General features: G+C 51.7%; 8 protein-coding genes. 1 reads left to right on the forward strand and 7 read right to left on the reverse strand.

Annotated features, from left to right (window positions below; translation table 11 throughout):
* Nucleotides 1-3,489 (forward strand): calcium-binding protein (locus tag IQ268_RS24680; RefSeq protein WP_305082387.1); only part of this gene is annotated, 3,489 nt, incomplete at its 5' end.
* A gap of 48 nt (nt 3,490-3,537) precedes the next feature.
* Here the strand turns inward: IQ268_RS24680 and serS are convergent.
* The 7 genes from serS to IQ268_RS24715 all read right to left on the reverse strand — a co-directional run bounded on the left by serS (nt 3,538) and on the right by IQ268_RS24715 (nt 13,284).
* Nucleotides 3,538-4,815, reverse strand: a complete 1,278-nt coding sequence (gene serS, locus IQ268_RS24685) for a serine--tRNA ligase (RefSeq protein ID WP_193884803.1) — start codon at nt 4,813-4,815, stop codon at nt 3,538-3,540.
* A gap of 147 nt (nt 4,816-4,962) precedes the next feature.
* The gene (locus tag IQ268_RS24690) at nt 4,963-7,197 is read right to left on the reverse strand and encodes a glycoside hydrolase (protein ID WP_193884805.1); all 2,235 of its coding nucleotides are present in this window, start codon (nt 7,195-7,197) and stop codon (nt 4,963-4,965) included.
* Nucleotides 7,198-7,307: 110 nt separating this feature from the next.
* Nucleotides 7,308-7,538 (reverse strand): NifU family protein, encoded by a 231-nt coding sequence (locus tag IQ268_RS24695; protein WP_193884859.1) that lies wholly within the window; start codon nt 7,536-7,538, stop codon nt 7,308-7,310.
* A gap of 150 nt (nt 7,539-7,688) precedes the next feature.
* Nucleotides 7,689-8,342, reverse strand: a complete 654-nt coding sequence (locus IQ268_RS24700) for a DUF3386 domain-containing protein (RefSeq protein ID WP_193884807.1) — start codon at nt 8,340-8,342, stop codon at nt 7,689-7,691.
* A 151-nt stretch (nt 8,343-8,493) separates the two neighbouring features.
* The gene (locus IQ268_RS24705) at nt 8,494-9,138 is read right to left on the reverse strand and encodes a thylakoid membrane photosystem I accumulation factor (protein WP_193884809.1); all 645 of its coding nucleotides are present in this window, start codon (nt 9,136-9,138) and stop codon (nt 8,494-8,496) included.
* Between the two features lie 125 nt (nt 9,139-9,263).
* Nucleotides 9,264-11,123, reverse strand: a complete 1,860-nt coding sequence (locus tag IQ268_RS24710) for a DUF3685 domain-containing protein (protein ID WP_193884812.1) — start codon at nt 11,121-11,123, stop codon at nt 9,264-9,266.
* A gap of 142 nt (nt 11,124-11,265) precedes the next feature.
* Complete coding sequence (locus tag IQ268_RS24715; protein WP_193884814.1) at nt 11,266-13,284, reverse strand: hypothetical protein; 2,019 nt, start codon at nt 13,282-13,284, stop codon at nt 11,266-11,268.
* Between the last annotated feature and the right edge of the window lie 174 nt (nt 13,285-13,458).

Raw genomic sequence — 13,458 nt, forward strand, 5'->3', positions numbered from 1 at the left:
GTCGGAAATGATGTTCTAATGGGTGGGGATGGGGACGATCGGTTAGATGGTGGCAGTGGCGATGATACGCTAACGGGTGGAGACGGCAATGATACTTATGTCGTCAATAGTGCTGGAGATGTGATCAATGAAACTAGCGCGACTGGAGGAGACAACGATACTGTTGAAGCTAGCATTGATTTTAGCCTTACTCCTTATGCCAATGTTGAAAATTTAACGCTAGTCGGAAATGCAACGGTTGGTACAGGTAACAATGGTAACAATACGATTCGAGGAAACGATCGCAACAATACCTTGAACGGTGGTGCTGGCAACGACACTCTAGTTGGCAATGCTGGCAACGATAGCCTGTTTGGCAATGAGAATGACGACAACTTAGAGGGTGGAGCCGGAAATGACCTCCTTGATGGGGGGACTGGCAACGACATCATGATTGGCGGTGACGGTGACGATACGTATGTTGTTGATAGCAGTACCGATCAGGTCATTGAAACCAACAGCGATCGCTCCATCGGTGGTGTTGATCTCGTTCAATCTAAACTGGTCAACTACACACTGGGATCTAACGTAGAGAACCTTACCCTGATCGATGCAGCATTAGATGGGTCGGGTAATGAACTCGATAATGTTATCCTCGGTAACAGTGAAAACAATACGTTGAGCGGTGCGGCTGGTAACGATACGCTGGATGGCGGCAGCGGGGATGATATTCTCAATGGTGGTGTTGGCAATGATATTCTTATTGGCGGCGCGGGTGATGACACCCTGGACGGTGGGGCCGGCGATGATGAAATGGCAGGTGGCGATGGTAATGACACCTACATTGTTGATAGCCAGGGCGATCGCGTCAATGAACAGAATTCTACGGGGATCGATCTCGTCAAATCTAGCCTTGGGAGCTATACCCTTGGTCAAAACGTAGAGAACTTAACCCTGATTGCCACTGCCCTGAACGGCACAGGTAACGAGCTAGACAATGTCATCACCGGAAATGGAGAAAATAATATCCTTAATGGTCTGGCTGGAGCAGACATCATCAAGGGGAATGGCGGAAACGATACCCTGAACGGTGGAGCAGACAACGATATCCTGGAAGGGGGCAGCGGTAATGACATTTTGGACGGCGGCACCGGAGATGATGTCCTCAAAGGAGGAGATGGAGATGACGTTTATTTTGTCGATAGCAGCAATGACGTTGTTGATGAAGCAGGCTCTACAGGAATCGATTTAGTTAATTCTACTGCTCCTACATTCACGCTCGGTGTTGGGGTTGAGAACCTGACTCTTTTGTCTGGTGCAGGCAATATTAGTGGGTCGGGAAACAGCAGCGCAAATATCATTACAGGCAACGAAGGAAACAACAGCCTGAACGGTTTGGCTGGCGATGACATCCTCAACGGTAATGCTGGTGACGATATTCTAGATGGGGGAACTGGCAACGATACCATGACTGGGGGCGATGGCAACGACACATATGTTGTTGATAGCGCTCAGGATCAGGTGATTGAAACGAACAGTAATCCTGCCAGTGGCGGCATTGATTTGGTTAAATCCAGTCTGGCGAGTTACACCCTGGGTGCCAATCTAGAAAACCTCACCCTGATTGGCTCGGCCATCGGTGGTACTGGAAACAGCTTAAATAACGTTATCCTTGGCAATGATGAGAATAACCTTTTGAACGGTGAAGCGGGTGATGACACCATTGCAGGGGAAATTGGTAACGACACCCTCAACGGCGGAGCCGGGAATGACATCCTGGATGGCGGAGCCGGGAATGACATCCTGGATGGGGGCACCGGCAATGATGTCATGCGCGGTGGCAATGGCGATGATATCTACTTTGTTGATAGCAACAGTGATGTCGTTGATGAAACGGGTTCTTCAGGGATAGATCTGGTTAAATCTAGTGCCAATAGCTTTACACTAGGTGCCAATATTGAGAACCTAACGCTCATTGGTCAGGCGATTAGCGGTATTGGTAATAGTATTGCCAACCTCATTGAAGGAAATAGTGAAAACAATTTCCTCAGTGGTTTGGGCGGAAACGACCAGTTAAACGGCAACACTGGAGATGATGAGCTGGACGGTGGAGATGGAGATGACATCCTCAACGGTGGGGACGGAAACGATGTCCTCAAAGGAGGAACAGGTGACGATGTAATGACGGGTGGATTGGGCAATGACACTTATTACGTAGACACCGTCAATGATGTTGTAAATGAAGGTTCTAATCAAGGGGTAGACACCGTAATCTCCAGTGCGGTTTCCTATACGTTAGGACAACATGTTGAAAATTTGACCCTGACCTTGCTGGCGTTGCGCGGAACCGGAAATAGCCTCAAAAATCTGATCATCGGCAACAGTAGAGATAACATTTTGGACGGTGGTGGTGAAGCGGATGAGATGAGGGGCGGGGAGGGCAACGATACTTATATTGTTGATCATATTGATGATAAGGTCATTGAATTGCCAGGTGAAGGCAATAGCGATCTGATTCGCTCCTTCGTTACTTTCAAACTACCTGCCCAGGTCGAGAGGTTACTACTGGAAGAATCTGCTGGCAGTATTGATGGGGAAGGGAATAGCCTGGATAACATCATCTATGGGAATAACAGCAATAACGCGCTCAGTGGTGATGCTGGCAACGACGAACTGTACGGTGAAGCTGGCGACGACTCTATTGAGGGTGGCAGCGGCAATGATGACTTGTTCGGAGGCAGCGGTAACGATTTTCTAAGCGGTAGCGAAGGTGACGATAATTTGTACGGCGGTGATGGCAATGATCTTTTGGATGGAGGGACGGGTAACGATCGCCTAGAAGGTGGAAACGGCGACGACATTTACATCATTGATAGCGCAGGCGATCGCGTCGTTGAATTGGGCACTGGCACAGACACCGTAAAAGCCAGCATTAGCTTTAGCCTCAACACATTTGACTTGCGAAATGTTGAGAACTTAGAACTAATTAGCGGCGATATTGAGGGCATCGGTAACAACCTGGCTAATACCATCACCGGCAGCAGCGGTAACAACCGCTTGGAGGGAGGGGCAGGTAATGACATGCTGATTGGTAATGGCGGTAGCGATATCTTAATTGGTGGCGCTGGCAACGATGTCCTCGTCGGCAATGTTCTGAAGAAAGATATTTTTGCCTATGATGCCAGCACGGAGTTCGCAGACCTTGGCGTTGACGAAATCAGAAATTTTGAGGCACTGCAAGACAAGATTTCGCTGAGCAAATCGGTCTTCTCAGCTTTAACTCGGGATCCCAATCAGGCTGTGAGTCCGCTTCAAGCCAGTGAATTTGCCGTGGTTGATACCGACGCAGAGGCACCTGGAAGCACAGCGCTGATTGTTTACAGCAAGTCTGGACGCTTGTTTTATAACCAGAACGGCAGCGGAGTGGGTTTAGGCACGGGTGGCGAGTTTGCCAAACTGGCTACACCACTGGCTACACTATCGGCCAACGTTTTTGTGGTTGAGCAGTAACCGATGTTGCTGAGCCGGACTCCTCAGCCCAGCGTGGAGTTGGAGATACTAGAGCACCGATCGCCCCATGTACGGCTGTAGCACGTCTGGAATTTGGATAGTACCGTCTGGCTGTTGGTAATTCTCCAGGATGGCGGCCATTGTGCGCCCTACGGCAAGCCCTGAACCGTTCAGGGTGTGAACAAATTGCGTTCCTTTCTTGCCCGCTTCCTTGAACCGCAGATTGCCCCGGCGAGCCTGGAAATCCATACAGTTCGAGCAGCTTGAGATTTCACGATACTTGCCAGAGGACGGCAGCCACACCTCTAAATCGTAGGTTTTGGTAGCCGAGAATCCTAAATCCCCCGTACACAGTTGCAACACCCGATAGGGCAGCTTTAGCGCTTGCAACACCCCTTCAGCATCCTGGGTTAGGGTTTGATGCTCGGCTTCCGAGGTATCGGGATGAACAAATTTGAACATCTCCACTTTGTTGAACTGGTGCAAGCGAATTAAGCCCCGTGTATCTCGTCCATAGCTGCCTGCTTCGCGGCGAAAGCAAGGAGTGTAGGCACAGTGGTAGATTGGCAGCGCCTCGGTTGGGAGAATTTCATCTCGATACAGGCTGGTGATCGGCACTTCTGCTGTAGGAGTCAGCCAGAGGTCGTCGCGATCGCACTTAAAGCTTTCATCCGCAAATTTAGGCAGTTGCCCCGATGCCGTCAGCGATTGAGAATTAATTAGAAACGGAGGAATAACTTCGGTGTAGCCCTCTGCAATATGGCGATCGAGCATGAACTGGATCAACGCTCGTTCCAATGCAGCTCCGGCACCAATGATTGTCACAAACCGACTTTGAGCAATTTTAGCCGACCGTTCAAAGTTGAGAATTCCCAGCTTTTCACCCACTTCCCAATGGGGGACAATGTTGGGATTACCTGGCAGATACTCATCTCCCCAGCGACGAATCTCAACGTTGTCCTCTTCACTTTTGCCAACCGGAGTTGATTCGCTTGGCAAATTGGGAACCGTCAGCAAGATTGCTTCTAACTGCGCCTTGATCTCTTTCTCTTGCGGCTCCAGTTCACCAAGCTGTGCCTTAACCTGATTCCCTTCGTCGCGTAGGGCTTGAATCTCTGAACTTTGCGGATTGGTTCCAGATTGGATCTTTTGACCTACGAGTTTGCCGATTTCATTGCTGCGCGCCTGAAGCAGCGATCGCTTCATTTCCAGCTCTCGCTGCTGCTGATCGAGGTCTAAAATCGGCTTCAGGTCAAAGTTTCCCCGTAGATTCAGGCGTGCCTGAACATGCTCTGGATTCTCTCTAAGCTGTTTTAAGTCGATCACGGATAGTCCCCAAACGTTTGGCTAAACTCACCTGCCAATACATCAGGATACTCTGATACGGCATCTAGCAGCTAGGGGATGAAGCGCGACCGTCCCGTTCCCCACCCCCGTCTGTGCTGCCCTAGAGAAAACCATTGCCCCAGACGATTAGGGAACATCGACCGGAATTAGAGCATTTTCGGGTATATAGCTAGAGTACCGTCCTTCATCGGCCAGCATGACGACCAATCGCATTGCCCAGTCGGGTTCAATCGACTGCAAGTCTGCCCAGGGAATCGCCACTTCCAGGCAAGAGTCCAACCCAATGCAGGCACGACTCATCCGAGAATGCCATTGGTGATGTTCTCCCGCTTCCTGAAACCAGACCGATTGGGTTATGAGGTTGATCCCCAAGTGGTGGTGAAACAGGTAGTTGAGAGGAGCTTCATCTGGCAGATCGACCAGGGGGGCGGGACTGTTCGCCATGGGGCGATCGGCGTAAAACCACAGCAAGTGCAACTCTGGTGGCAAGTCAACCCCCGGTTTACTGCCTGCCTGGAAATCTAAGCGCAGATAGAAGTTGAGGTGATCAACGCCGTACCACAGTCGCTGAACGGTACTGCTGCGGTGCATGGTTCCCCGTGCGCCGCCCACTTCAATCCGCCCTGCTTTATCCCAGTCTTGTTCATCGCCTCGACCGTTGATCGTGGGATGAATAAAGCTTTGAGGACGGTGATCTCCCGGAGCGACGTGGGCTTCAATCGGACGATGAACCTCAGGCGGAATCGGCTCATTTAGCGACTGGTAAATGGCGGCTACATGTTCGCGGAAGAGCTGATCAAACATGGCATCCTGGTTGGAGGAATGCCCTTCCCCAAACCACCAAAACCAGTCTGACCCTTCAGCCGCATACAGAGCATCCCATGCCGCAGGGTTCGCGTCTTCTGTTGCCTCTGGATGGTTGGCTAACGCTTGCCGAGCGTGAGTCAGCATGTCCCAGGCGCGATTCTTCGCTGGATCGCCAATCCAGGTGGTAAAACTACCGTCCACCCACGAGCCGCTGTGCAGCTTGTTCGTGGGTAAAGGTTCCGTCGCTGGAAACTTGCTCAAAAATTCAGCAACCGTAACTAGCTGAATCTCAGAATCAGCGCTGAGCGTTTGATATAGCGCTTCTAAAAAGGGCTTGCCGTCCTGGTTGTAATATTCCCAACAATTTTCACCATCCAGGGCGATCGTCACCAGCCAGGGATGCTCAAGGGTAGTGGTATCAGACTCCTGATGCGATTTGAGCTGACGGGCGATCGCCTCCAGGTGCCCCACCAGGTCAGCCGCCGCTCGTTGGGGTTCCATCGAACTGTATGTGAACCCAATCAGGTCAGACAAACGGTGATCGCGGAACACCATTGAAAGAGGGCCATTGGCCGTTTCCAGGCGATACGGACGATACATCAGCTCCGGTTCCATGACCGTTCCAGACGCGTTGCGATGGAAAAAGTGCTTTAATGTCCAGCCTAATACTGCCTCATCCGAACAGAGCCACTGAAAGCCTTGTTCAGCGACATAGGGCAAGATAGTTGGGCTAACCGACTGCTCTGAAGGCCAAAGCCCTCTAGGCGCACAGCCAAACCGCTCTTGATACATCTGTTTCGCTTTCTGCAAATGGCGCGGAATGTCTTCTGCCCATTGAAACCGATGGTGCGGCAGTTTCATGTCGGGTACTGCAACCTGTCCGGCATTGGTGTCAGCCAGCAGCGGCAGAATCGGATGCGTGTATGGTGTGGTTATTACTTCGATCTGCCCCCGCTCCTGCATCTGGCGATGCTGGGGTATGATGCGCCCCAGAATGTCTCGTTGTTTGGTAAAGATACGCTGGCGATCGCTCAGGCTAAACCCTCGGCCTTGCTCTAGCCACTGGGCAATCTCCGGATCATCCCAAAACAGGGGATCAATCCAGGCTAAATTGTGCCATGCCAGCAGATCACCGTAATCCTGCACGTTCCAGTTTTGTAAACACCAGTCGCGTCCTTTATCTTGCCGCTGGTAGTACAGCTCGGCGTAGCGAGGATGCGGATCAATCAGCGTCCGGTGATTGGCATCAAAAAAGTGTTCGATGATGAACCGTTGCTGATCTCGATCGAGTGACTCGGTTGGGGTTAACGCCATCGCCAGGTAGGGATCGATCGCCTTTCCTGCTGCATAGTCTTCGATTTGCAGAATGAGTGAAGGCACCAGATTAACCGTTTGATGCAGCTTAGGATAGCGTTCTAGCAATAGAACCAGGTCTAAATAATCTTTCGTGCCGTGCAGCCTCACCCAGGGCAGGCGATATTCTCCTGCCGTCCGGCTTTTGTAGAGGGGTTGGTGCTGATGCCAGATAAAGGCGACGTAGAGAGGATATGGCATAGGCGTAAGAAGCAACCCAAAAAAACAAACAGGGAAAACTAAATTTAGCTTTCCCTGTCCGAGAATAATAGATCATTAAGTCGAGCAAATGGTGAAATGTCTAGACTTTCTCACAGAACTTGCTCAACTTCAGAGATTTCGGGAATAAACTCCCGAAGCCTGCGCTCAATTCCCATCTTTAGGGTCATGGTTGAACTGGGGCAGGAACCGCAAGCTCCCTGAAGCCGTAACTTAACAATGGGGCCATCGATCTCAACCAGTTCTACGTTGCCACCGTCAGACATTAAGTAGGGGCGCAGTTCATCTAGCACCGTTTCTACATTGTCGGGGGTCAGTTCCATTGTTCCGGTCGTCATAGTTCACCTCACAGAGAGTCGCATCATTCCATTGTAGAGGACGCGTTTACAATCGTTATGTTTAGGGAATCTGGCTGCTTTGGGGCGATCGCCCTACCCCAACAGGCAGACCGTCCTTCGTTAGGAGATGGTTGCTTACACAGCAGCAGGTTGCAGCAGTTGAATATTTGAGACGCTAGTTTCCGCGACAGAGCGTTGCCCTTGCTCGTTGGAATGAACCACCTGATGCGTCATTAGATAGTAGCCACCCATCTTTTCATAGGTGAGTTTAACCTCATTTTCTCGCACCAGTTCACCCGAATCGGGCTTGCGGTAAATCACATCGTAATGGGTTGAGATATAGCCCTCACCCGTGTCGAGACTGTCTTTGTGGTTGATCGTGAAAGCCACTTGACCGGGAAACACGCGGCTGACCTGGCAAATTTCCCGATCGCGAACTTTGTAGTTCGACCCCATTGCATCTCCACCCACCAGGATTTCGACAGCCCCCGTGTCATCCGTTTCACCCAGGTCGAACGAATGCTTGCCGTGGCTTTCTGCAAAGCTGCTGCGCTTGCGGTGGGTTACGGTTTCCCACAACTGGCTTTGCAATGACTCCTTCTGGCTTTCATCTGAAATTTCTAGCACTTCATAACTGAGATCAGCATTGACTCGAACTTTGCCTGTGCAGGTTTGATCACCACGCTTTATCTCAACATCCGCTGTGTAACCTGGGAAGCGGTTGTCCCAGGTGTAGCGGTTTTCGTAGGCCGCTTGAAATAAGTCACGCGCTTGTGTTTGCTCTGTCATTCCAGACTCTCCGAACGTCACTCTCTAGTCTAAAAGCTAGCACCTGGGTTGTGCCCAGCCAAATAGGGAGGGGTTACCGTCAGTGTGCTGGCAGTGTGAGATGGGGGCGATCGCTGCTTTTGACCTGCGTTATTCGCCGAATTGCCGAGCCTTACTGGTTCTCAGGCACAATCTCCGAGCTGATTTCGTTGATTTGCCGCCGCCGTCGCAATTCTGTGGATTCAGATCGGGGCAGCAAGTCAAAGACCTCACGAAACACATCATCAATCCGCTCAAACGGCAAGGAACCCGTTTCGTTTAAAACCACGTCTCCCGACTGATTGAACAGAACCGTTTGTGGCACCAACCCTTTGTAGTAGTGTCCTGGTTCATCAGGGGCATAACTATCTTTTGTGGCAATCGAATCCACATCGATCGCGATGATATGAGCGGCGCGACCGTAGAAAGCATCAAGCTGAGAGATAACAGAGGCGTAGGCTTTACAGTCGCTGCTGTCGTCGATATAAAGCACTAGCAACGTGGGTCTGTCTTGCTTAAGAGACTGCTTCAGCGTCAGACGGGGTGGAACAATCGAGCCATTCCCGGCATAGAGCGGAAAAATGTTGCCGTCAAAGTGATCGTCGTTTAACCCGGCCAGGGCAGACGGGGTACCCAGCAAAACTACGAGGCAGGGAATTAAGATCGCGCAGAGGAGCGATCGCCCCAATCGTTTGCGTAGTAGCGGCTGCCCCACAGCAAGACAGCGGCTCCAGAGAGACACTAACCCAGAATCAATCCATCGTAAAGGCAAGATCATCAGAAGAAATCTTTAAAACGTCAGAGGGTGCTGCTGTCCATTTTGTAACATCGCTTGCACAAACACCATTGGTTGTTCAGGTGGTTGTTTAGGGCGACAGGGCAAGCGCAACAGCGTTTAACGTTCTACTTGCGGCTATAGCGGCTGTCTTGCCAGGTGTTACCAATGCCTTTGATGATACCGCGACCAATTAAACCAATCCCCCGGCCAATCACTTCGGTCAGCACATAAATCACGCCGTTGCCCACCAGAGAGATAGTAGAGCGCAAGCGGGGTGCGATCGCGTCTCGGGCTTCCAGGAGAATCGTTACTGCCAGACGAACGCCAGAAAGTTGTTCTAGTTCACGAGTACGGGGAGCGTAAACCAGCCGTTGCTTGATGCCCCGTCCCGTAAAGGTAAACAACCTGTATTGGCTTTCAAAAATATTTTGGGGGTCGCGAAATAGCTGTTCTACCCGATAGTGCCAGGACAAATTATTTCTGAAGCGCTCCAGTTCACGGATAGACCGCAGGCGGCGATCGTAAAAGGTTTGCTTAACGATCTCAACGTTGGCAAATCGGTTGAGCAGAGGTTGAACAATTGCGTTGGCTACTTGGATGACCAGGTGATCCAAAATTAGCTCAGCTCTGGCTAACGATTCAGGATTACCCGCAACATAGGCAGTGCCGTCTACCTCTAACGGAGTTTGAAAGAGTAGATGATTGAAAAACTCAACCACCAGCGGAATGCGATCGAGGATTTCGGTTTGCACCAACGACTCCTCTTGCAGCAGCGCACTAACCACTTCCACCGATTGATTATCGATGGGCACTGCATAGTATTTGCCAAAGAAATCAGTAGCCGCTGCTTGCCAAACATCGCGCAACATGGACGATCGCTTCTCGATGATCTGGGTTGGCTCTATCTGGGAGTAGCGCAACTCGTTCAACAGTCCTTCCAGCTTGCGTAAAATCAAGTAAAACAGTTCACGTTTTCGCTCTTCGCGCAGTATATCTATCTCTAAGGGTGCGTTCGTTTGATTGTCTAACCCCGTTTGCAGCTTCGCCAAGACCGCATCAAACAGAACCGCTTGCAGACTTTGTGCCGTCACAATGGTGTTTTGTAGCGCGATCGGCTCGGATGCGGTTGCAATGGGCTGAATGGAACGGTTTGGACGAGCAACTGCGGCTGATGGCGGCAATGAGATATCTGTAGGGGCTGTAGGGGCTGTAGTTGCTTCCGGTTCCGATTCCGGTACGGTAGGGGTTGCTAGCAATTGATTGACCAGCCAGCGCGCCGCCCGTAATTCCCGATAGCGTCCAGCTACCACCGCGCGATCGAGGTCAGATAGATTCAGGTTTTGCAACTGAGCCACTACATCTGCGATCGCCGCATCAATGCGTTGCAAGCCCGAGCGTCGCAAATTACGCCGCAAAATGGCAAAGGAATTAGGAGGACGAGTCAACGGCTGGCGATCGCCCGGTTCGTTGCCTGTGGAGCGGTTTGGTCGGGGCGGTTCGCCTGTGATAGAGCGACTGCCGCCGGGGAACGGTTGAATCCAGCACCTTTCGCCTGCCGCAACTCGACGAATGATGGTGGTCAGGTCTTCAACATCGGCACTTTTAGGGCAATAACCCGTTGCCCCTGCCTGCTGAGCGGCGGCTAACAGCAACGGCTCGGTAGCAGAACTGAGCAGCAAAATCGACACATCGGGATACGTTGCTCGGATCTGCTGACACACCGCAAATCCCTGCATTTGAGCCGGATCAAATTGCCCTAGCGTCAGATCTAGAATCACCAGATCGATCGCCACGGGGTTTGATGGCTCAGTGCAGGTTGCTAGAACCTGTAACGCCGTTTCGCCGTTTTCTGCTTCGGCAACCACATTTAAATCTGGAAATCGGTTCAACCAGATCCGCAAACCCAACCGAAAAACAGGATCGTGGTCAACAATGATCAGGTTAGAAGGGAGCCTCTCCTCAGGAGACGCTGTGCGATCGCTCATAAGCGCTTCCGGGTGGCGCACGGACTAGACATTGGATATCGGCGCTGCTGCTACTCGACTCACCATATCAGAAAACTAGATGGGTGCGGCTATACCAGACACCGATTGAACCTAAAAGTGGCGGTTGGTTCGCAGTTAACCATTAATATGACTCGTCATAATAGCCATCATTGTAATCACCACTGTCTTCATAGCCACTGTCGTCTGAGTAGCCATCGCTGGAATAGCCATCGTCGTAATAGTCACTGCTGCTTTGTTGGGCAGCTTCTTGATCGGCCCAAATCTGAGCGCGTTGGGCTTGCCAGTCGGCGATCGCTCCTTGCGCTTCCGAATAAAGCGGTCGTCCCGCACCAATTTGAGAGGCGACATCAATGGCGCGAGTTAAGCTCAGTTCTGCGGCGAGCGATCGCGCCTGATCCAGCGTACGACTGTCTTGAGCCACCAAAATCTCGTACCGCCAGCGCCGGATCGCAGAACGGGCTTCGCCATACAGTGCCCGCTCGGCACCAATCCGTCCGGCAACATCAATGGCTCGGCTCAGGCTACCTTGCGACGCTAGCGATCGCGCTTCCTCCAGGGTTGGGGTATCTTCTATAATTTCAATTTGGTTTGTCCAGTTAGCAACCCAGGTTTGGGCATCGTTGCGAAGGGCACGTCCCATCTGCACCTTGCTGGCTTCTGCGATCGCCGTTTTGAACGCTGGAATGGTACCAGGTTCTGCCAGTTGGCGCGCCCGCGCAATAATCGGGCGGTCTTCAATGCGTTGAATCTCTTGCGTCCAGTGAGCAATCAACGTTTGAGCCTGAGTCCGGCGCGATCGCCCTGCTTCGATTTGGGTAGCCTGATGGACAGCCATCTGAAGCGTGCTGTGATGCCCAATGCCAGCAAAAATATTGGCATATTGCAGTTGGATCAAATCCGTTAACTGTTGTTCCCAGTCTTGAACGTTTGCCTGCGCTTCTGCATAAAGGGAACCGTTGGGTTCCACCTGGCGTGCTGCTTTAGTTGCTTCCAACAGATTCAGCACATGCACCAACGAGGGATGCCATGCCGACGTGCTTTGACGTGCCAGCTTTTGAGCGCTGCTAAATTCAATCAGGTCTTTTGCTTCCGAGGCGAGCGTAGAGATATCCGGAATCTGACTGGCCAGGGCGATCGCCGCGTCAAAGTCTCCAGCATTACGTTTCTCTGAACCACCGTTGAGCAACAGGGTACTCCACTGTTCGATGTTGGTTTTAGCCTCTGCCCAGGTAAACGTTTGCTGATTCACCTTTTCGGCCAGTGCGATCGCACTCCCCAGGCGTTCTAGCGGATTTCCTTTGGCAAGGTTCCGCGCGTCTGTCAACATCTTCCAGGCTTGCCGTTCTAAGATAATTTGCTGAGCCAGTTCATCGACTCGTTGCTGCCGCCAATAACGGTTCTGTAGTTGTCCAAGCGTTGAGAGCTGCCTGGCGGCTTCATCCCAGTTATGCACCTTCAATGCCGCTTCCGCTTTGGCATACACCGCTTCACCGTCTTGCCACTGTTGTTTCCAGGTAGACACCGCCGCTTCTACATCCGCGTAATTCGGGCTTTTGGTGGGAATGTACTGAGTCGTCGCGATCGCGCCGTCAAAGTCTCCTCGCTCGATCTGCTGCCGCGCCGTGGTCAATAGCACAGCAGACCAATCGGCTAATAATCCCTGCGCTTCACCATAAAGCGGATTTTCGGTAGGCCACTGCTCCACCAGCTTGATACTGGCAACCAGGTCATTCAACCGTCCCGACTGCGCGGCTTCTCGGGCGCAGTAAAGCCGATCCATATCAGAAGACAGGGGTGAGATGTTTTGGCAGTCTGGTGGGGGCGGTAAATGGGTCATCCATAAAAACGCCGCCAGCCCCGTGCCACCGAAAACAGCAAATGTACTCAGCCAAAAGACCCGCAGATTCCACGGTTTTTTGGGACGACGCGATCGCCGTCTAGATTGGGGTCTGGGTCGGGCAACGGGTGCCACAGGGTGAACTGCCGATGGCACAGACGGATCTGGTGGCCCTGAATTGGAGATAGATGGTGATGCTATTGGGCGGGGTGGGGAAGGAGAATGTTTCCCCAAAGACTCGTCTGGATACCAGGTGGACTCACGAGTCGCTCCCCCAAATCGGTCAAATCTCTTCCTCACCATATCCCCTCTATCTACACCTTTAACGAGCAAGGATAGCTCTCTCAGCGAGATAATTACCAACCCAGCTATCCCCTGTTTCAGTCACGTAGATTGTAGCTGTGATCCTGAATAATTCAGCTTACCTGTGAAAACTTAAATCTGCTCAAGTTTTACGGAGTGTTTGCAGAACTTTAT

It is taken from the genome of Oculatella sp. LEGE 06141, assembly GCF_015207605.1.
Taxonomy (GTDB): Bacteria; Cyanobacteriota; Cyanobacteriia; order Elainellales; family Elainellaceae; genus Oculatella.

Coding starts and splice junctions, on each gene's coding strand:
- IQ268_RS24695 (WP_193884859.1), bottom strand. CDS start 7,538: ATGGAACTGACCCCCGACAATGTAGAAACGGTGCTAGATGAACTGCGC.
- IQ268_RS24715 (WP_193884814.1), bottom strand. CDS start 13,284: ATGGTGAGGAAGAGATTTGACCGATTTGGGGGAGCGACTCGTGAGTCC.
- IQ268_RS24705 (WP_193884809.1), bottom strand. CDS start 9,138: ATGATCTTGCCTTTACGATGGATTGATTCTGGGTTAGTGTCTCTCTGG.
- IQ268_RS24710 (WP_193884812.1), bottom strand. CDS start 11,123: ATGAGCGATCGCACAGCGTCTCCTGAGGAGAGGCTCCCTTCTAACCTG.
- IQ268_RS24700 (WP_193884807.1), bottom strand. CDS start 8,342: ATGACAGAGCAAACACAAGCGCGTGACTTATTTCAAGCGGCCTACGAA.
- IQ268_RS24690 (WP_193884805.1), bottom strand. CDS start 7,197: ATGCCATATCCTCTCTACGTCGCCTTTATCTGGCATCAGCACCAACCC.